The organism is Pseudomonas sp. WC2 (assembly GCF_050586545.1).
Lineage (GTDB): Bacteria > Pseudomonadota > Gammaproteobacteria > Pseudomonadales > Pseudomonadaceae > Aquipseudomonas.
In genome coordinates, this window is record NZ_JBOBDR010000014.1 from 97,278 (window position 1) to 115,915 (window position 18,638).

At 59.4% G+C, this 18,638-nt stretch carries 19 protein-coding genes; 16 read left to right on the top strand and 3 right to left on the bottom strand.

Annotated features, from left to right (window positions below; genetic code table 11):
- The first annotated feature begins 139 nt into the window (after nt 1-139).
- The 3 genes from cgtA (at nt 140) to ACQ4OE_RS18290 (ending at nt 3,083) form a co-directional block, all read left to right on the top strand.
- Nucleotides 140-1,363 (top strand): Obg family GTPase CgtA, encoded by a 1,224-nt coding sequence (gene cgtA, locus ACQ4OE_RS18280; RefSeq protein WP_064392401.1) that lies wholly within the window; start codon nt 140-142, stop codon nt 1,361-1,363.
- A 123-nt stretch (nt 1,364-1,486) separates the two neighbouring features.
- Nucleotides 1,487-2,605, top strand: coding sequence for a glutamate 5-kinase (gene proB / locus ACQ4OE_RS18285; protein WP_430947463.1), 1,119 nt, complete (start codon nt 1,487-1,489; stop codon nt 2,603-2,605).
- Nucleotides 2,606-2,615: 10 nt separating this feature from the next.
- Complete coding sequence (locus ACQ4OE_RS18290; protein ID WP_007909822.1) at nt 2,616-3,083, top strand: CreA family protein; 468 nt, start codon at nt 2,616-2,618, stop codon at nt 3,081-3,083.
- Between the two features lie 121 nt (nt 3,084-3,204).
- Here ACQ4OE_RS18290 and rpsT read toward each other — a convergent pair whose 3' ends face one another.
- Nucleotides 3,205-3,477: a 30S ribosomal protein S20 gene (rpsT, locus tag ACQ4OE_RS18295; protein ID WP_003228351.1), complete on the bottom strand. Its 273-nt coding sequence runs from the start codon at nt 3,475-3,477 to the stop codon at nt 3,205-3,207.
- 252 nt (nt 3,478-3,729) lie between these two features.
- Between rpsT and murJ the strand changes: the two genes are divergently transcribed.
- On the top strand, nt 3,730-5,268 hold the full coding sequence (gene murJ / locus ACQ4OE_RS18300) for a murein biosynthesis integral membrane protein MurJ (protein WP_122592778.1): 1,539 nt from the start codon (nt 3,730-3,732) through the stop codon (nt 5,266-5,268).
- Here murJ and ACQ4OE_RS18305 read toward each other — a convergent pair.
- A complete protein-coding gene (locus ACQ4OE_RS18305; protein ID WP_430947508.1) occupies nt 5,218-5,490 on the bottom strand; it encodes a hypothetical protein in 273 nt (90 codons plus the stop codon). The two genes, murJ and ACQ4OE_RS18305, sit on opposite strands and share 51 nt — an antisense overlap.
- Here ACQ4OE_RS18305 and ribF point away from each other — a divergent pair.
- From ribF to ispH, 5 genes are all read left to right on the top strand, one after another.
- On the top strand, nt 5,398-6,336 hold the full coding sequence (ribF, locus tag ACQ4OE_RS18310) for a bifunctional riboflavin kinase/FAD synthetase (protein WP_430947464.1): 939 nt from the start codon (nt 5,398-5,400) through the stop codon (nt 6,334-6,336). The genes ACQ4OE_RS18305 and ribF overlap by 93 nt on opposite strands.
- A gap of 13 nt (nt 6,337-6,349) precedes the next feature.
- Nucleotides 6,350-9,181 (top strand): isoleucine--tRNA ligase, encoded by a 2,832-nt coding sequence (gene ileS / locus ACQ4OE_RS18315; RefSeq protein ID WP_430947465.1) that lies wholly within the window; start codon nt 6,350-6,352, stop codon nt 9,179-9,181.
- Nucleotides 9,174-9,686, top strand: a complete 513-nt coding sequence (lspA, locus tag ACQ4OE_RS18320) for a signal peptidase II (RefSeq protein WP_430947466.1) — start codon at nt 9,174-9,176, stop codon at nt 9,684-9,686. Before ileS ends, lspA begins: the two co-directional genes overlap by 8 nt.
- 7 nt (nt 9,687-9,693) lie before the next feature.
- Nucleotides 9,694-10,131, top strand: a complete 438-nt coding sequence (gene fkpB / locus ACQ4OE_RS18325; RefSeq protein WP_430947504.1) for an FKBP-type peptidyl-prolyl cis-trans isomerase — start codon at nt 9,694-9,696, stop codon at nt 10,129-10,131.
- Between the two features lie 135 nt (nt 10,132-10,266).
- The gene (gene ispH, locus ACQ4OE_RS18330; protein WP_007959549.1) at nt 10,267-11,211 is read left to right on the top strand and encodes a 4-hydroxy-3-methylbut-2-enyl diphosphate reductase; all 945 of its coding nucleotides are present in this window, start codon (nt 10,267-10,269) and stop codon (nt 11,209-11,211) included.
- Here ispH and ACQ4OE_RS18335 read toward each other — a convergent pair.
- Nucleotides 11,183-11,737: a GspH/FimT family pseudopilin gene (locus ACQ4OE_RS18335; RefSeq protein ID WP_430947467.1), complete on the bottom strand. Its 555-nt coding sequence runs from the start codon at nt 11,735-11,737 to the stop codon at nt 11,183-11,185. The two genes, ispH and ACQ4OE_RS18335, sit on opposite strands and share 29 nt — an antisense overlap.
- 130 nt (nt 11,738-11,867) lie before the next feature.
- On the opposite strand from ACQ4OE_RS18335, the gene ACQ4OE_RS18340 reads away from it, so the two are divergent.
- From ACQ4OE_RS18340 to thiO, 7 genes are read left to right on the top strand one after another with little or no spacing between them, the layout of a single operon-like run.
- On the top strand, nt 11,868-12,341 hold the full coding sequence (locus ACQ4OE_RS18340; protein ID WP_122592785.1) for a GspH/FimT family pseudopilin: 474 nt from the start codon (nt 11,868-11,870) through the stop codon (nt 12,339-12,341).
- On the top strand, nt 12,338-12,787 hold the full coding sequence (gene pilV, locus ACQ4OE_RS18345) for a type IV pilus modification protein PilV (protein WP_122592786.1): 450 nt from the start codon (nt 12,338-12,340) through the stop codon (nt 12,785-12,787). The genes ACQ4OE_RS18340 and pilV overlap by 4 nt, the downstream gene beginning before the upstream one ends.
- A complete protein-coding gene (locus tag ACQ4OE_RS18350; protein WP_430947468.1) occupies nt 12,784-13,497 on the top strand; it encodes a prepilin-type N-terminal cleavage/methylation domain-containing protein in 714 nt (237 codons plus the stop codon). Before pilV ends, ACQ4OE_RS18350 begins: the two co-directional genes overlap by 4 nt.
- An 11-nt stretch (nt 13,498-13,508) precedes the next feature.
- Entirely contained in the window at nt 13,509-13,988 is a 480-nt protein-coding gene (locus ACQ4OE_RS18355) for a PilX N-terminal domain-containing pilus assembly protein (RefSeq protein WP_122592788.1), read from the top strand.
- The gene (locus ACQ4OE_RS18360; RefSeq protein ID WP_430947469.1) at nt 13,975-17,058 is read left to right on the top strand and encodes a pilus assembly protein; all 3,084 of its coding nucleotides are present in this window, start codon (nt 13,975-13,977) and stop codon (nt 17,056-17,058) included. Before ACQ4OE_RS18355 ends, ACQ4OE_RS18360 begins: the two co-directional genes overlap by 14 nt.
- A gap of 14 nt (nt 17,059-17,072) precedes the next feature.
- Nucleotides 17,073-17,474, top strand: coding sequence for a type IV pilin protein (locus ACQ4OE_RS18365; protein WP_430947470.1), 402 nt, complete (start codon nt 17,073-17,075; stop codon nt 17,472-17,474).
- 56 nt (nt 17,475-17,530) lie between these two features.
- Nucleotides 17,531-18,631, top strand: coding sequence for a glycine oxidase ThiO (thiO, locus tag ACQ4OE_RS18370; protein ID WP_430947471.1), 1,101 nt, complete (start codon nt 17,531-17,533; stop codon nt 18,629-18,631).
- The last annotated feature ends 7 nt before the right edge of the window (nt 18,632-18,638 follow it).

Here is an 18,638-nt window from a genome sequence, read left to right on the forward strand (position 1 = left end):
GTGAGTCTCTTGCAAAACTGTTTGTATGGGCTGTCGGCGTGCGATGCAGGTCGTGTTTTGGGGTCGCTGCGCTCATTTTTGCAAGAGTCTTATGTCTTGATTGTTTTTCGGCTCGTCCGTACGGCGAGAGGCGTTGGTTATGAAGTTTGTTGATGAAGTATCGATTCGCGTAAAGGCTGGTGACGGTGGCAATGGCGCCATGAGTTTCCGTCGGGAAAAATTCATCGAAAATGGTGGCCCTAACGGCGGTGATGGCGGTGACGGCGGTTCCATCTACATGATGGCCGACGAAAACCTCAATACCCTGGTCGACTACCGTTACACCCGGCACTTCGATGCCGAGCGTGGCTCCAACGGTGGCAGCACCGACTGCACCGGTAAAAAAGGCGAGGACCTGATCCTGCGCGTGCCGGTTGGCACCACGGTGATCGATTCCGCTACTCAGGAAGTGATCGGCGACCTGACCAAGGCCGGTCAGAAGCTGATGGTTGTACAGGGCGGCTGGCACGGTCTGGGCAACACCCGTTTCAAATCCAGTACCAACCGCGCGCCGCGCCAAACCACACCGGGCAAGCCGGGTGAGCAGCGCGACCTGAAACTGGAAATGAAAGTGCTGGCAGACGTCGGTCTGCTGGGCTTGCCGAACGCCGGTAAAAGTACCTTTATCCGTTCCGTTTCGGCCGCCAAACCGAAAGTGGCTGACTACCCGTTCACCACGCTGGTGCCAAACCTGGGTGTGGTCAGTGTCGATCGCTGGAAGAGCTTCGTCGTTGCCGACATTCCGGGTCTGATCGAAGGCGCTTCCGACGGTGCTGGTCTGGGCATTCGCTTCCTCAAGCACTTGGCGCGTACGCGTCTGCTGCTGCACCTCGTCGACATGGCGCCACTGGATGATTCCAGTGCACCGGACGCCGCTGAAGTGATCGTCAACGAGCTGATCAAGTTCAGCCCGTCCCTGGCGGAGCGTGATCGCTGGCTGGTACTGAACAAGTGCGACCAGATCCTCGAAGAAGATCACGAAGAGCGCGTCAAGGAAATCGTCGATCGCCTCGAGTGGACCGGCCCGGTTTACGTGATCTCGGCCATTGCCAAGATCGGTACCGAGCGTCTGTGCCACGACATCATGCGTTACATGGAAGATCGTGCCGATCGCCTGGCGGCAGATCCAGCCTACAAGGAAGAGCTGGCCGATCTCGATCAGCGCATCGAAGATGAAGCCCGCGCGCAACTGCAGGCGCTGGATGACAAGCGTGCCCTGCGTCGCAGCGGCGTGAAGTCGGTCCACGACATCGGCGACGATGACTGGGACGAAGAAGATGTGGATGACGAAGACGGTCCGGAAATCATTTACGTGCGTGACTGATTCGTTGCAGTAAACTTAAGCGCCGCTCAATCGAGCGGCGTTTTAGTATCTGGAAATCGCAAGTCACAAATAACGTCATGGGTGGCGCTGGGTCGCGCTGCCCTCAAGCTAAGGTTGAAGATGATGCGGAGCAAGGTGACAGGTGCGCAGCGTTGGGTCGTGAAGATCGGCAGCGCTTTGCTGACAGCTGATGGCAAAGGGCTGGATCGCGCGGCAATGAGTGTCTGGGTTGAGCAGATGGTGGCCTTGCATGAGGCTGGCGTCGAGTTGGTGCTGGTGTCCTCCGGGGCGGTGGCGGCCGGCATGAGTCGTTTGGGCTGGACCGCACGACCCAGTGCGATGCACGAGCTCCAGGCGGCCGCGGCGATTGGTCAGATGGGTTTGGTGCAGGCGTGGGAATCGAGCTTCGCCGAGCATGGCCGGCACACTGCGCAGATTCTCCTGACCCACGACGACCTGTCCGACCGCAAGCGCTACCTCAATGCGCGCAGCACCTTGCGTGCGCTGGTCGAGCTGAAAGTCATTCCGGTAATCAACGAAAACGACACCGTGGTCACCGACGAAATCCGTTTTGGCGACAACGACACGCTGGCGGCGCTGGTGGCCAACCTGGTGGAGGCGGATCTGCTGGTGATCCTCACGGATCGCGATGGCATGTTCGACGCTGATCCGCGCAATAACCCCGATGCGCAGATGATTTACGAAGCGCGCGCCGATGATCCGACACTTGATGCGGTGGCAGGCGGTACGGGCGGTGCGCTGGGTCGTGGCGGCATGCAGACCAAGTTGCGTGCGGCGCGTCTGGCGGCGCGTTCCGGTGCGCACACGATTATTGTCGGTGGTCGTCTGGAGCGCGTGCTCGATCGCCTGAAAGCGGGCGAGCGCATCGGCACCTTGCTGTCGCCTGAGCGCGGCATGTTGGCGGCGCGCAAGCAATGGCTGGCCGGGCATCTGCAAACTCGCGGCACGTTGGTGCTGGATGACGGGGCTGTGTCGGCACTGTCCAAGGGCAACAAAAGTTTGCTGCCGGTGGGTGTCAAACTGGTGCAGGGCAGTTTTCGTCGTGGCGAAATGGTGGTCTGCGTGGCGCCGGACGGTCGTGAGATCGCCCGAGGCCTGGCCAACTACAGCGCGCTGGAAGCACAAAAAATCATCGGTCAGTCGTCGGATGCGATTGTCGGTTTGCTCGGTTACATGGCGGAGCCGGAACTGGTTCACCGTGACAACCTGATTCTGGTCTAAGGAAAACTCGATGCGTTTAGCGAAAGGATTGTTGGGCTTGCTGATGGCGATGCCATTGCTGGCCTCGGCCGAAGAGATCGGTCAGGTGTCGACCGTGTTCAAATTTGTCGGCCCGAATGACCGGATTGTCGTCGAGGCTTTCGATGATCCGAAAGTTGAAGGCGTGACGTGCTACTTGTCGCGCGCCAAGACTGGCGGCGTGAAGGGTGGTCTGGGTCTGGCTGAAGATCGCGCGGAAGCGTCGATCGCTTGCCGTCAGGTCGGCCCGATCAAGTTCAAGGGTGATCTGAAGGATGGCGATGAGGTGTTCAAGGAGCGCACGTCGCTGGTGTTCAAGACCATGCAGGTGGTGCGTTTCCTCGACAAGAAGCGCAATACGCTGGTGTATCTGGTCTACAGCGATCGCCTGATTGAGGGCAGTCCGCAGAATGCGGTGACGGCTATCCCGATCCTGCCGTGGGTGCCGGTCCAGCAATAACGCGGCAAAAACAACTGTAGGGGTGAGCGGGCTCGCTCCTACATTTTTTTTGCGCTGGATTTACTAAATCACAGGCAATAAAAAACCGACCCTAAGGTCGGTTTTTTAATGACTACGTCGATTAAGCGGCTTCTTTCAGCGCTTTAACGTGGCCATTCAGACGGCTCTTATGACGAGCAGCCTTGTTCTTGTGGATGATGCCTTTATCGGCCATACGGTCGATAACTGGCACAGCCAGAACGTATGCAGCTTGAGCTTTTTCAGCGTCTTTTGCGTCAATGGCTTTAACTACATTCTTGATGTAGGTGCGAACCATGGAACGCAGGCTGGCGTTGTGGCTGCGACGCTTCTCAGCCTGTTTTGCACGTTTTTTGGCGGAAGGTGAGTTGGCCACCGTCGAGCTCCTCGAAAGACTTTTTAGGAAATAGCAAACAAAATAGGCCGCGAATCATGCCGATGAAGAGATGTCTTGTCAAGGGCGCTTGAAACGTTCCGCTAAGTGGTAGGTGTTAAGAGGCGGGATATTTATTTCCGGCGCTTGACCTGTAAACTCGCGAGCTTTGGCTCTGTGCTGCTGCGGCGCGGAGTATCGCATAAGTAGGCGGTTAATTCGCCTGCTGTTTATCGACAGGCACAAATTCCCTCCATGAATCTGCTCAAATCGTTGGCCGCCGTCAGCTCTATCACGATGCTTTCCCGGATTCTGGGTTTTGTTCGTGACACGCTTATCGCCCGCACATTTGGCGCCGGGATGGCGACAGACGCCTTCTTTATCGCCTTCAAATTGCCCAATCTGCTGCGGCGCATCTTCGCCGAGGGCGCGTTCTCTCAAGCCTTTGTGCCGATTCTGGCGGAATACAAAAGTCAGCAGGGTGAGGAAGCGACACGCACGTTTATTGCCTATGTTTCCGGCTTGCTGACGTTGGTATTGGCGATTGTCACTGCGCTGGGCATGATCGCTGCGCCATGGGTGATCTGGGCCACCGCGCCCGGTTTTACTGACACGCCGGAAAAATTCCAGCTCACTTCTGATCTGTTGCGGGTGACGTTCCCTTATATATTGCTGATCTCGCTGTCCTCGCTGGCCGGCGCGATCCTCAATACCTGGAACCGTTTCTCGGTGCCGGCATTCGTGCCGACCCTGCTCAACGTCAGCATGATCGTGTTCTCGCTGTTCCTGACGCCGTACTTCGACCCACCGGTTATGGCTCTCGGCTGGGCGGTATTGGTCGGCGGTCTGGCGCAATTGCTCTATCAGCTGCCGCATTTGAAAAAGATCGGCATGCTGGTGCTGCCGCGACTGAACCTGCGCGATACCGGCGTGTGGCGAGTGATGAAGCAGATGCTGCCGGCGATTCTCGGTGTTTCGGTCAGTCAGATCTCGCTGATCATCAACACCATCTTCGCCTCGTTTCTGGTCGCAGGCTCGGTGTCGTGGATGTATTACGCCGACCGCCTGATGGAACTGCCTTCGGGTGTGCTGGGCGTGGCTTTGGGCACGATTCTGCTGCCGACGCTGGCGAAAACCTATGCCAGCAAGGATCGCCACGAGTATTCGCGGATCCTCGATTGGGGCCTGCGCCTGTGCTTTGTGCTGGTGCTGCCGTGCTCGCTGGCGCTGGGGATTCTCGCTGAACCGCTGACCGTTTCGCTGTTCCAGTACGGTCAGTTCAGTGGCTTCGACGCCGAGATGACTCAGCGCGCGCTGATTGCCTATTCTGTCGGTCTGCTGGGGATTATTGTGATCAAAGTGTTGGCGCCGGGCTTTTATGCGCAACAGAACATCCGTACCCCGGTGAAAATCGCAATCTTCACTCTGGTGGTTACGCAGCTGTTCAACCTGGTGTTGATTGGCCCGCTGGCTCACGCCGGTCTGGCCTTGGCCATCAGCGCGGGTGCCTGTCTGAATGCCGGGCTGTTGTTCTATCAACTGCGCAAGCAACAGATGTATCAGCCGCAACCGGGCTGGGCCAAGTTCGCGTTCAAGCTGGTGGTGGCGGTCGCGGTGATGTCCGCGGTGTTGCTGGTCGGTATGCATTTCATGCCAGCGTGGGATCAAGGCCACATGCTTGAGCGCTTCCTGCGTTTGGGCGCTTTGGTGGTCGCCGGCGTGGTAGCGTATTTCGGTATGTTGCTACTGCTCGGTTTCCGTCTGCGCGATTTCAATCGCAAGGCCTTGAGCTGAGGTTTTACCCTTTATAAACAGGCGCGGGCCGGCAGTTTTGTCGGCTCGTTCACTTTGCGTTACGGTGTTGCCTGTCGTCGACCGTCGGGTGTGGTTATAATCGACCACTTTATGAGCAAGAAGCGCGTTATGCAGCTGGTTCGAGGCCTCCACAACTTGCGCCCCCAGCATCGGGGCTGCGTCGCCACTATTGGCAACTTTGACGGTGTTCACCGTGGTCACCAGGCTATCCTGGCCCGACTGCGTGAGCGTGCGCTCGAGTTGGGCGTACCCAGCTGCGTGGTGATTTTCGAGCCACAGCCACGGGAATTCTTTGCCCCCGAGACCGCGCCGGCACGTCTGGCAAGGTTGCGCGACAAGCTGCAACTGCTGGCGGCCGAAGGCGTTGACCGGGTGTTGTGCCTGGCGTTCAACCAGCGCTTGAGCAAACTCAGCGCCAGTGAATTTGTCGATACCATCCTCGTCGATGGCCTCGGCGTGCAACATCTGGAAGTCGGTGACGATTTCCGTTTTGGTTGCGACCGCCTCGGCGATTTCGATTTCCTGATGCAGGCCGGGCAGGTTCACGGTTTTACCGTGGAAGCCGCGCAAACCGTCGAGCTGGACGGCATTCGTGTCAGCAGCACGCAAGTGCGCAACGCGTTGGCCGCCGCCGATTTTGCCTTGGCCGAACGCTTGCTCGGTCGCCCGTACCGGATCGCCGGTCGCGTGCTGCACGGCCAGAAGCTGGCCCGGCAACTGGGTACGCCCACTGCCAATATTCAACTCAAGCGTCGTCGCGTGCCGTTCACCGGGGTGTACCTGGTAAATGTCGATATCGACGGCAAGACCTGGCCCGGTGTCGCCAATATCGGCGTACGGCCCACGGTACAAGGTGATGGCAAGGCCCACCTTGAAGTCCATCTTCTAGATTTTGCCGGCGATCTGTATGACCGGCGTTTGACGGTGGTTTTCCACCAAAAGCTGCGTGAAGAGCAGCGCTTCGCCTCCCTGGAGGCATTGAAAACGGCGATCAATGCGGATGTCGCCACCGCCCGTGCACTAGCCGCACCTAGCGCCCATCGCTAATGAAGAGCCTTAAATGACCGACTATAAAGCCACGCTTAACCTTCCGGACACCGCCTTCCCAATGAAGGCCGGCCTGCCACAGCGCGAACCGCAGATCCTGCAGCGCTGGGACAGTATTGGCCTGTACGGAAAGTTGCGCGAGATTGGCAAGGATCGTCCGAAGTTCGTTTTGCACGACGGCCCTCCGTATGCCAACGGCACGATCCACATCGGTCACGCACTGAACAAGATTCTCAAGGACATGATCATCCGCTCGAAGACCCTGTCGGGCTTCGACGCGCCGTACGTTCCGGGTTGGGACTGCCACGGCCTGCCGATCGAGCACAAGGTTGAAGTGACCCACGGCAAGAATCTGGGCGCGGACAAGACCCGCGAACTGTGCCGTGCCTATGCCACCGAGCAGATCGAAGGGCAGAAGTCCGAATTCATCCGTCTCGGCGTCCTGGGCGATTGGGCCAACCCGTACAAGACCATGGATTTCAAGAACGAGGCCGGCGAAATCCGCGCCCTCGCCGAAATCGTCAAGGGCGGTTTCGTGTTCAAGGGCCTCAAGCCTGTGAACTGGTGCTTCGACTGCGGTTCAGCCCTGGCAGAAGCGGAAGTCGAGTACGAGAACAAGAAATCCTCGACCATCGACGTCGCCTTCCCGATCGCTGACGACGCCAAACTGGCTGCTGCGTTCGGTCTGCCGTCGCTGAGCAAACCTGCCTCGATCGTGATCTGGACCACCACTCCGTGGACCATCCCGGCCAACCAGGCGCTGAACGTGCACCCGGAATTCAACTACGCGCTGGTTGATGTCGGCGACAAGCTGCTGGTGCTGGCGGAAGAGCTGGTCGAAGCCTGCCTGGCGCGCTACAGCCTGGAAGGTTCGGTCATCGCCACCACCACTGGTAAAGAGCTGGAGCTGATCAACTTCCGTCACCCGTTCTACGACCGTCTGTCGCCGGTGTACCTGGCTGACTACGTTGAACTGGGCGCTGGCACCGGCGTGGTTCACTCCGCTCCGGCCTACGGCGTGGACGACTTCGTGACCTGCAAGAAGTACGGCATGGTCAACGACGACATCCTCAATCCAGTACAGAGCAACGGTGTTTACGTGCCGTCGCTGGAATTTTTCGGCGGCCAATTCATCTGGAAGGCCAACCCGGCCATCGTCGACAAGCTGACCGAAGTCGGTGCGCTGATGCACACCACCGTCATCGAACACAGCTACATGCACTGCTGGCGCCACAAGACCCCGCTGATCTACCGCGCCACTGCGCAGTGGTTCATCGGCATGGACAAAGAGCCAACCAGCGGCGACACCCTGCGTGTGCGTTCGCTCAAAGCCATCGAAGACACCAAATTCGTCCCGGCCTGGGGCCAGGCGCGTCTGCACTCGATGATCGCCAACCGTCCGGACTGGTGCATCTCGCGTCAGCGCAACTGGGGCGTGCCGATCCCGTTCTTCCTTAACAAGGAAAGCGGCGAACTGCACCCACGCACCGTTGAACTGATGGAAGAAGTGGCCAAGCGCGTTGAAGTCGAAGGCATCGAAGCCTGGTTCAAGATGGACGCTGCCGAACTGCTCGGCGACGAAGCGCCGCTGTACGACAAGATCAGCGACACCCTCGACGTCTGGTTCGACTCGGGCACCACGCACTGGCACGTCCTGCGCGGTTCGCACCCGATGGGTCACGAGAGCGGCCCGCGCGCCGATCTGTACCTGGAAGGTTCTGACCAACACCGTGGCTGGTTCCACTCGTCGCTGCTGACCGGTTGCGCCATCGACAATCACGCGCCGTACCGCGAACTGCTGACCCACGGTTTCACCGTCGACGAAGCCGGCCGCAAGATGTCCAAATCGCTGGGCAATGTGATCGCCCCGCAGAAAGTCAACGACACCCTGGGCGCCGACATCATGCGTCTGTGGGTCGCTTCGACTGACTACTCGGGTGAAATGGCAGTTTCCGATCAGATCCTGCAACGCAGTGCGGACGCCTATCGTCGTATCCGTAACACCGCGCGTTTCCTGCTTTCGAACCTGAGCGGTTTCAACCCGGCCACCGACATCCTGCCGGCGGAAGAAATGCTCGCGCTCGATCGTTGGGCGGTCGACCGCACCTTGCTGCTGCAACGCGAGCTGCAAGAGCACTACGGCGAATACCGTTTCTGGAACGTCTACTCGAAGATCCACAACTTCTGCGTGCAGGAGCTGGGCGGTTTCTACCTCGACATCATCAAGGACCGTCAGTACACCACTGGCGCCAACAGTAAGGCGCGCCGTTCGGCGCAAACCGCGCTGTTCCACATCTCCGAAGCGCTGGTGCGCTGGATCGCGCCGATCCTCGCCTTCACTGCCGACGAACTGTGGGAATACCTGCCGGGCGAGCGTAACGAATCGGTGATGCTCAACACCTGGTACGAAGGTTTGACCGAACTGCCGGCCGACGTAGAACTGGGCCGCGACTACTGGGAACGCGTGATGGCGGTCAAAGTAGCGGTCAACAAAGAAATGGAAATCCAGCGTGCGGCCAAAGCCGTCGGTGGCAACCTGCAAGCCGAAGTGACGCTGTACGCCGAAGACGCCCTGAGCGCCGATCTGGCCAAGCTGAGCAACGAACTGCGCTTTGTATTGATCACTTCGACCGCCAGCGTTGCGCCGTTCGTACAGGCTCCGGCCGACGCGGTTGCCACTGAAGTCAGCGGCCTGAAGCTGAAGATCGTCAAATCGGCCTTCCCGAAGTGCGCCCGTTGCCGGCACTGCCGTGAAGACGTCGGCGTGAACCCGGAGCATCCGGAAATCTGCGGTCGTTGCGTCGACAACATCAGCGGCGCTGGCGAGGTTCGCCACTATGCCTAATGCCGTTGGCCGTTTCGGACGGTTGAGCTGGCTCTGGTTGAGTTTGCTGGTTCTGGTCATAGACCAGGCCAGCAAGTTCTACTTCGAAGGCAAGCTCGAGATGTTCCAGCAGATCGTGATCATTCCCGATTATTTCAGCTGGACCCTGGCCTACAACACCGGCGCTGCCTTCAGCTTTTTGGCTGACAGCTCCGGCTGGCAGCGTTGGCTGTTTGCCCTGATCGCAATTGTGGTCAGCGCGGTGCTGGTGGTCTGGCTCAAGCGCCTGGGCCGCAACGAAACCTGGCTGGCCGTCGCTTTGGCGCTGGTGCTGGGGGGCGCGCTGGGCAATCTGTATGACCGCATTGCCCTGGGCCATGTGATCGACTTCATTCTGGTGCACTGGCAGAACCGCCATTATTTCCCGGCATTCAACTTTGCCGACAGCGCGATTACCGTTGGCGCGGTGATGCTGGCACTGGACATGTTCAAAACCAAGAAAACCGAAGAGGCCGTTCATGACTGAACAGGTATTGGCTGAGCAACGCATCGGCCAGAACACGGAAGTCACTTTGCACTTTGCATTGCGCCTGGAGAACGGCGACACGGTCGACAGTACGTTCGACAAAGCCCCGGCAACCTTCAGGGTCGGCGACGGCAACCTGCTGCCGGGTTTCGAAGCAGCGCTGTTCGGCTTCAAGGCTGGCGACAAGCGTACGCTGACCGTCGAGCCGGAAAACGCCTTCGGCCAGCCGAACCCACAGAACGTGCAGATCATTCCACGTTCGCAGTTCGTCGATATGGAGCTGTCGCCGGGTTTGCTGGTGATCTTCAACGATGCGGCCAATACTGAGCTGCCAGGTGTGGTGAAAGAGTTCGATGACACGCAAGTGACCATCGACTTCAACCACCCGCTGTCGGGCAAGACGCTGACCTTTGACGTGGAAATCATTTCCGTCAAAGCGCTGTAAAAATGTGGGAGCGAGCTTGCTCGCGATGAGTGCCTGACATTCAGTATTTATGTTGCCTGGCACTCCGCGATCGCGAGCAGGCTCACTCCTACAGTGGTTTTTCATTGTTTTCGCGCGCAAGACACGAGGCACAGCATGCAAATCAAACTCGCCAACCCCCGTGGCTTCTGCGCCGGCGTGGACCGGGCGATCGAAATCGTCAACCGCGCCCTGGAAGTTTTCGGGCCGCCTATCTATGTGCGTCATGAAGTGGTGCACAACAAGTTCGTCGTCGAAGACCTGCGCAGTCGCGGGGCGATTTTCGTCGAAGAACTGGATCAGGTGCCGGACGACGTCATCGTGATCTTCAGCGCTCACGGCGTTTCTCAAGCCGTGCGTACTGAAGCCGCCGGCCGTGGCCTGAAAGTCTTCGACGCCACTTGCCCGCTGGTCACCAAGGTGCACATCGAAGTGGCGAAATACAGCCGCGACGGTCGTGAATGCATCCTGATCGGCCACGCCGGTCACCCGGAAGTCGAAGGCACCATGGGCCAGTACGACGCCAGCAATGGCGGTGCGATCTACCTTGTCGAAGACGAGAAAGACGTCGCCGAGTTGCAGGTCCACAACCCGGACAAACTCGCCTTCGTCACCCAGACCACGCTGTCGATGGACGACACCAGTCGCGTCATCGATGCCTTGCGCACGCGCTTCCCGGCCATCGGTGGTCCACGCAAGGACGACATCTGCTACGCCACGCAAAATCGCCAGGACGCGGTCAAGCAACTGGCTGACGAGTGCGATGTGGTTTTGGTCGTCGGCAGCCCGAACAGCTCCAACTCCAACCGCTTGCGTGAACTGGCAGAACGCATGGCTACGCCGGCCTACCTGATCGACGGCGCCGAAGACCTGCAAAAGAGCTGGTTCGATGGGGTCGAGCGTATCGGCATCACCGCCGGTGCCTCCGCGCCGGAAGTGCTGGTCCGTGGCGTGATTCAGCAATTGCAGGCCTGGGGCGCTACCGGTGCCGATGAGCTGGCCGGGCGTGAAGAGAACATCACGTTCTCCATGCCTAAAGAGCTGCGCGTGCGTTCGATCTGACGTTTTTGCCTTTCTGACACAACGCCTGTTCAGCGCTTTTGCTGCTCAGGCGCACACGACCGGTCGCCGCCAGCACTATCTGGCGTTGGCTGACCGGCTCGTGAGCCGAACAGATATGTAATGTCCCTGCCTGAAACGCCCGCCCGGGCATCAGCGGTTGTCCCAGACTGCTGAATCTGATGTAACGACTCACCAGCCAATTGCCGACCACCGGCACCTTCGCCTCGCTTGCGTGCTCCACCAGCAGCGGATTGCTGCTGTCTTTCGCCCCGTTGCCGCTGATATCCAGAATGATCCGCCAGCCCTGGCCCCAGTCGCCATTGATGCCGTGAATCACTACGCTCTGATTGCGCGTGATCGCCAGTGATCGCGCATTGCGAATGCCGTCGAGCAACGACTGCGCGGCGTGATCACGCTGGTTCGATTCTCTGAGCGTGGCAAACGCCGGACTGACCAGCAGCAGAACAATTGCGCCAATCGCCAGTCCCATAAGCAGTTCTATCAGGCTGAAACCTTGTTGCGGCATGAAAACTCCTCCCTGGAGCGTGAAGCGCGGCGCAATCCGTGCGCCGGGCAGGGCAAATCAACCGACACAGGCCGGATGAATGTTCTAGGTTTGTAGAGGCAGGTATAGCCGACGGCAACGGAGGGCATCGATGGATCTTCGTACAAAAGGTTTCACGCTGATCGAGTTGCTGATCGCCTTGGCGATTTTCGTCATCCTGATCACCTTGGCGGTGCCGTCGTTTACCCGATCCATACAAAGCAGCAGAGCCGATACCGAAATGGGCGACCTGCGGCGCGCGATCAATTACGTCCGGCTCGAAGCCATCGATCGCGGCACGACCCTGCGCCTGCGACCGAGCGCCGGTGGCAGCGTGTGGACCGGCGAATTGGCGGTCTACGACAGTACTGGCACTCCGGCCAATGTATTGCGGGTTGTTCCAGCGATGAGCAGCGGCGCGACTCTGACGCTAACCTCTGGAGTGACCGCGCTGGATTTCAACAATCTTGGAGGTCTGGCGGCACCGGCCACGGCGGTGGTTATCAGTTACACGCTGGGCACGCAAAGCAGGACGCTGAACGTGTGTTTGAACGGACGAATTCAATGGGGTGGAAGTTGCGGATGAGGGCAGGGAGTAAATACGCACAGGAGGGCATGACGCTGATCGAGGTGCTGGTCGCGTTGCTGATTCTGACGGTCGGCCTGTTGGGTGCGGCGGCAGTGCAACTGAACGCGCTGAAGTACACCGACAGCTCGCGGATGACCAGTCAGGCCAGTTTCATTGCCTACGACATGATGGACCGCATTCGTGCCAACTCAGGCGCCGACTACACCGTCACGCCGCCGACCTCGGGCAATTTGAGCGTCACCCGCGATCAGGATCTCTACGACTTCACCACCAACATCACCAGTTTCGGCGGCCCGACCGCCACCGGCAGCATCACGCTGAATCAGCGGGTCTACACCATCACCATCAACTGGAGCGACGCTCGGGCGGCCAATACCGCCAGTGCGCCACGCAGTTTTGTCCTCAGCAGCCGCGCGGCGGTCGATCCGGTGGCCACGCCATGAAGCGCCATCACCGTGGTTTCGGCCTGATCGAATTACTTATCGCCTTGGCGCTTGGGTTGGTCGTCGTGCTGGGGGTCGTACAGATTTTTATCGCGGCGAAAAACACTTACGCCAGCCAGAACAGTGCCGCGGCGATGCAGGAAGACGCCCGATTTGTGTTGAGTAAAATGATTCAGGAAATCCGCATGGTCGGCATGTTCGGTTGCCTCGGCACCATTTCCGATGCCAGCGCGGGAGGGGATTTCAATGCTGCGCAGATCCTCCCGATCAGCTGGGACAATGCCGGTCTCAAATTGACCTTGGTCACCGCCGATATCGGCAGCGGTGGTGGCACGCCGACCTGGACCGTGGTGTCCGATTGCCGCAACAGCGCCACGGCCTACACCGGTTTACGCGCCGCGACGACGGGGCAGATTGCGTTCCCGATCCGGCGTCTGGTCTACAGCTTCAGCAACAACCAGATTCTCATGGGCACCGGCAGCGGCACGCCGACCCAGCAAGTGCTGGTGAACAACGTTAGCGCATTCAACGTCACGTTCGGCCTGGCCAGTTCCGCGACGGATGTAGCCGCCACGACTTACAGCGCCAACCCTAGCGATCCGGCACGTATTCGCAGTGTGCGCCTGAGCCTGACTCTTCTCGATCCCAATAGCCGGGTCGCCACGCAAACCTTCAACGTGGTTGCCGCTTTGCGCAACCGCTTGCAGTGAGGGCCGGGGTGATGCGGATCTCTCTTCATGAACGGCGGGCTCAGCGCGGCATGGTGCTGTTGGTCAGCCTGGTGTTTTTGTTGTTGCTGACGTTGGTTGGGCTGTCGTCGATGCAGAGCGCCAACCTGCAGGAAAAAATGGCCGGCAGCGTGAGCCTGCGCAATCAGTCGTTCCAGACGGCGGAAGCAGCATTGCGGGTAGGTGAGAGCGCGGTGCAACTCGATACTTACACGCTGCCAGTGTGCAGCGGCACGACGCAATGCGCGCCGCCGGCGGAGTCGACGGTGGTCAGTGCGGCGGGGCTCAACTCAACGTCGGGCGTGACGTGGATCGCGACGGGCAACGGTTTCTATGGTGTGCAGAACATCGGCACTACGCTCACGGCAGTGAACGTGCCGAGCAATACCTCGGCGACGCTGTATCGGGTCACCGCGGTCGGCATCGTCGGCACTTCGCGCAGTGTGGTGGAGAGTGTATATGCGAAGTATTGAGCGCTGCGGATCGCTGCTGATCGGCCTGTTGCTGAGTTTTTATCTGGCCGCGCCAGCGTATGCGTTCACGCCATCGGATTCGCCCTTGTTGAGTGCCGCAGCGGTGCCGCCGAACGTGATGTTGCTGATCGATGATTCGGGGAGCATGAACAGCATCATCTATGCGTCCGGTTTCGATCCGACGGCGGATCGTACGCCGGCGCGGCAGTGCAATGCGTTGCTCGGCTTGTGCCTGAGCTCATCTGTGATCACCGGTGATTCGATATTCCTCTCAAGTCTGCCGACCTCGGGATGTTCCGGTGGCGCCTACGCGTTCTACAACAACAGTCTGGCACCGCTGTGCCTGAAACTTCCGGACCCGGTCGGCAGCGGCAACACACGTTATTCGGGCGATTACATTGCCTACGTGGTCAGCCTGGCCATCAACAATGGCACCCGCGATTTCACCACCGGGGCGATCCCCAATGACTACCGCATCAACGTGGCGCGTAACGTGTCGACGGCGCTGGTCGCCAGCAACCGCACCTTGCGTATCGGACTGTCGACATTCAATCCGGTCACCAGCAACAATTCCGGCAACGGCGGGTATATCGCCCGTTCTATCAGCGATCTGGCGCCACTGTCCGGCAGCGTGACGCAGGGTCAGGCCGACACCAACTACAACGCGCTGATTGCAGCGATCAACGGGTTGAGCGCCGTGGCCAATACGCCATTGGCGGAAACCTATTACGAGATCACCCGTTACATGCGCGGCATGGCGCCGTACTACAACACTACGCCCGCGACTTACACCAGCCCGATCCAGTACCGCTGTCAGAAGAACTACGGCGTGGTCATCACCGACGGCCTGCCCACTTTTGATCGAACTTTTCCCACCAACGATCCGCTGGGCGGCAGTCGTTTGCCGAACTGGGACGGCATCAACAATGACGGCAACAATCTCAATGGTGACGGTGAGGGCGACACGCTGTATCTGGACGACATCGCCAAGTTCGCCTTCGATATCGACATGCGTTCGACCGGCACCGATGCGGCCGGCAAGAGCTGGAATGCGGTGGATTTTCCCAAGCAGAACATGAACACCTACACCGTGGGCTTCACGGCGGCCAACGACATGCTCTCGGACGCCGCTGCTTATGGGCAGGGCAAGTATTACCAGGCGACGGACAGTACCGGGCTCAATGCCGCGCTGTCTTCGGCGTTGAGTGATATTACCTCCAAGGCTGGTTCCGGCGGCAGCGGAGTCGCCAGCGGCACCACCCTGGCCAGCGGCACCAGTTACTTTCAGACCAGTTACGACCCGAAGGATTGGCGCGGCACGATCAAATCCTTCGGTTTCACATCTACCGGCGCGGTAAATACTTCGACGGCACTCTGGACCACTGATACGACCATCGTGCCCGGGGCGACTGCGCCGACCTATCAATCGTGGAATACCTTGAACAACGCTGCGGTGACGCTCGCCTACGGCAATTTTTCCCCGGCGCAACAAACGACACTCAGTCAGGGGCTACCGACGGGCATCACGGGTATTGATCTGGTGGAGTGGAGCAAAGGCATCAACAAGGCCGGGCTCAAGGTACGCAGCGTGTTGCTGGGTGACATCATCAATTCGCCGTTGGTGCTGGCCTCACCCACAGAAAAAACCGCGTCCGATCTGTCCGGGGACACTACGTACAGCACTTACCTGACCACCAAAGCGGCAAACATGAACGCCAGTCTGGTGGTGAACGCCAATGACGGCTTCGTAAACGTCATCAACACGGCCAATGGCACGCGTCGTTACGCCTACATGCCGTCCAGTGTGTTGCCTTCGCTGCGGTTGATCGCTGACACCAATTACGTGAACGGTGTAAGCCACAAATTTCTCGTCGACGGCCAAGTCGGTGTGTATGACGCTCAGTTGAACAGTGCCTGGAAGACATTGGCCATCGGAGGCACTGGCGCCGGCGGCAAAAGCTTTTACGCACTGCAATTGTTCGACGCTTCGGCAGGCAATGTTCTGCGTGCCTTGTGGGAAGTCAGCGCACCTGCGACGGCTAACACTGCGAACGCTTTCAATGATCTGGGTTACGCCTATGCCCGGCCGGAAGTGGCACGCTTGGCCGATGGTCGCTGGGCGGCGTTTATTTCCAATGGGTACGGCAGCAACTCCGGTGTGGCAGCGCTCTATGTGCTGGATGTGCGCGACGGATCGCTGATCAGGAAAATCGTCATCGACAGCACGGAAACCACCAATGGCTTGTCCTCGGTGAAACTCAAGGTCAACTCACAGAACGTCGTGCAAGCCGCTTATGGCGGTGACCTGAAGGGACGCCTGTGGAAGTTCGACCTGAGCGCCACTTCCACCGACAGTTGGGGCGTAGCATTTTCCGGCAAGCCGTTGTTCACCACGGCAGGCGGGACGACGCAGCCGATCACCGCGCAGCCGCTGCTGGCGGACAACTCACTGGGCGGCAAACAGATCTTCATCGGCACCGGCAAATTCAATGAAACAGCCGACAAGACCAACAAGGATTTGCAGGCGTTCTATTCGGTGTGGGATGCCGACGGTGGTTCAGGCCAGCTCACGATCAGCAGTTTGCAGGCGCAAGCTGTCACGGGGGTGTTTTCAGGCAGCTCCGGGCAGTTCGTCACGACGACGCAGAACGACACGACTTATCCGGGAGAGAAGGGCTGGTACCTGCCCTTGGTGTATAACAACGCGCTGACCGGCGAGCGGGTGATCAATCAGGCCAGCCTGGTGCTAGGGCGGATCATCTTCACTACTGCCAGCGTTGATACCACCGACCCGTGTTCCAGCTTCGGTACCGGCAAACTGGTCGAACTCGATGCGTTCAGCGGTAAGATGCTCAACTATGCGGTGCTCGACACCAACGCCGATGGCGTGGTCGACAGCAATGACACGATTTCCAGTGGCGTGGTGTTCTCCGGCGGTATTCCGACCCTGAATGCCATCGTCAACGGCGCCACGCGCAAGATTGTGAACGACTCCAGCGGTGGTATTACCACGCTGGTGGAAAAACCCGGCGGCGGCAGCCGTCGTATCATGTGGCGACAAATACAGTAAGCGAGAGTTGAGGCATGCGCAGATCCATCCGCGGATTCACCCTGATCGAAATCATGATCGTGATTGCGATCATCGGGATCGTCATCACCATCGCCGCACCGAGCTATACCGAATACGTGAAAAAGGGCCGCCGCGCCGAAGTGGTGGGGCTGCTCTCGGAGCAGGCGCAGACCCTCGAGCGTTTCTACACCAAGAGCAATGTCTACACCGGCGTCACTGGGCTCAGCACGGGCAATGATTACTACACGATCACCCCGACCATCGCTGACCAGACATTCCTGCTGACCGCCACCCGTAAGTCGGGCACGGCGATGGCCACTGACAAGTGCGGTGATTTCACCCTGACCAACACCGGTGTCAGAAGCATGAACAACGCGACCACCGGGCTGACCACCAAGGATTGCTGGGGCCGCTGAGGCGCTTTCTTTCGGGCGCCTTTTGCGCCCACTGTCTTTTTACGGTTGGATCAAACATGACCAGGCAACAGCAAGTGGTGATTGTCGGTGGCGGGGTGATTGGCCTGCTCACCGCCTACAATCTCGCCTCCGAAGTGCGCAGCGTGGTGCTGCTCGATCGTTCGAACCTGGGCCAGGAATCGTCCTGGGCGGGCGGCGGTATCGTTTCGCCGCTGTACCCGTGGCGCTATAGCCCGGCAGTGACCGCGCTGGCGCACTGGTCGCAGGATTTTTATCCACAACTCGGCGAGCGTTTGTTTGCCGACACTGGCGTTGATCCTGAAGTACACACCACTGGCCTGTACTGGCTGGATCTGGACGATGAGGCCGAAGCGCTGGCCTGGGCCGAACGGGAAAATCGTCCGCTGACGGCTGTGGATATTTCGGTGGCGCATGATGCGGTGCCGGTGCTCGGCGGCGGTTTCTCGCGGGCGATCTACATGGCCGATGTAGCCAATGTGCGCAATCCGCGTCTGGTCAAGTCGTTGAAGGCGGCGTTGCAGGCCATGCCGAACGTAACGATTCACGAACAGTGTGAAGTCAGCGGGTTTGTCCGGGAAGGCGCACAGGTCGTCGGTGTGGCAACTTCGGCAGGCGTGATCAACGGCGATCAGATCGTACTGACGGCAGGCGCATGGAGCGGTGATCTGCTCAAGACACTGAACCTGACGCTGCCGGTTGAGCCGGTCAAAGGCCAGATGATTCTCTACAAATGTGCGGCGGATTTCCTGCCGAGCATGGTGCTGGCCAAGGGGCGTTATGCGATTCCCCGTCGCGACGGCCATATTCTGATCGGCAGTACGCTGGAGCACGAAGGCTACGACAAGACGCCGACCGACGTAGCGCTGGAAAGCCTCAAGGCTTCGGCCATCGAGCTGATTCCAGCGCTGGCGGATGCCGAAGTGGTCGGGCATTGGGCGGGGTTGCGTCCGGGCTCGCCGGAGGGGATTCCGTACATTGGCCGGGTGCCGGGGTTTGACGGGTTGTGGCTGAACTGCGGGCATTACCGCAACGGGCTGGTGCTGGCGCCGGCCTCGTGTCAGTTGTTTGCCGATGTGATGCTGGGTAGGGCGCCGATTATTGATCCGGCGCCATATGCGCCTGAAGGCCGCATCTAGTCTGATA

Excerpts from the sequence above, each read along its gene's own strand:
- murJ (WP_122592778.1), top strand. The coding sequence starts at position 3,730 with ATGAATCTGCTCAAATCGTTGGCCGCCGTCAGCTCTATCACGATGCTT.
- ACQ4OE_RS18365 (WP_430947470.1), top strand. The coding sequence starts at position 17,073 with ATGCGCAGATCCATCCGCGGATTCACCCTGATCGAAATCATGATCGTG.
- ACQ4OE_RS18340 (WP_122592785.1), top strand. The coding sequence starts at position 11,868 with ATGGATCTTCGTACAAAAGGTTTCACGCTGATCGAGTTGCTGATCGCC.
- ACQ4OE_RS18290 (WP_007909822.1), top strand. The coding sequence starts at position 2,616 with ATGCGTTTAGCGAAAGGATTGTTGGGCTTGCTGATGGCGATGCCATTG.
- cgtA (WP_064392401.1), top strand. The coding sequence starts at position 140 with ATGAAGTTTGTTGATGAAGTATCGATTCGCGTAAAGGCTGGTGACGGT.
- lspA (WP_430947466.1), top strand. The coding sequence starts at position 9,174 with ATGCCTAATGCCGTTGGCCGTTTCGGACGGTTGAGCTGGCTCTGGTTG.
- thiO (WP_430947471.1), top strand. The coding sequence starts at position 17,531 with ATGACCAGGCAACAGCAAGTGGTGATTGTCGGTGGCGGGGTGATTGGC.
- ACQ4OE_RS18335 (WP_430947467.1), bottom strand. The coding sequence starts at position 11,737 with ATGCCGCAACAAGGTTTCAGCCTGATAGAACTGCTTATGGGACTGGCG.
- ispH (WP_007959549.1), top strand. The coding sequence starts at position 10,267 with ATGCAAATCAAACTCGCCAACCCCCGTGGCTTCTGCGCCGGCGTGGAC.
- ribF (WP_430947464.1), top strand. The coding sequence starts at position 5,398 with ATGCAGCTGGTTCGAGGCCTCCACAACTTGCGCCCCCAGCATCGGGGC.
- ileS (WP_430947465.1), top strand. The coding sequence starts at position 6,350 with ATGACCGACTATAAAGCCACGCTTAACCTTCCGGACACCGCCTTCCCA.
- proB (WP_430947463.1), top strand. The coding sequence starts at position 1,487 with ATGCGGAGCAAGGTGACAGGTGCGCAGCGTTGGGTCGTGAAGATCGGC.
- ACQ4OE_RS18355 (WP_122592788.1), top strand. The coding sequence starts at position 13,509 with ATGCGGATCTCTCTTCATGAACGGCGGGCTCAGCGCGGCATGGTGCTG.
- ACQ4OE_RS18360 (WP_430947469.1), top strand. The coding sequence starts at position 13,975 with ATGCGAAGTATTGAGCGCTGCGGATCGCTGCTGATCGGCCTGTTGCTG.
- ACQ4OE_RS18350 (WP_430947468.1), top strand. The coding sequence starts at position 12,784 with ATGAAGCGCCATCACCGTGGTTTCGGCCTGATCGAATTACTTATCGCC.
- pilV (WP_122592786.1), top strand. The coding sequence starts at position 12,338 with ATGAGGGCAGGGAGTAAATACGCACAGGAGGGCATGACGCTGATCGAG.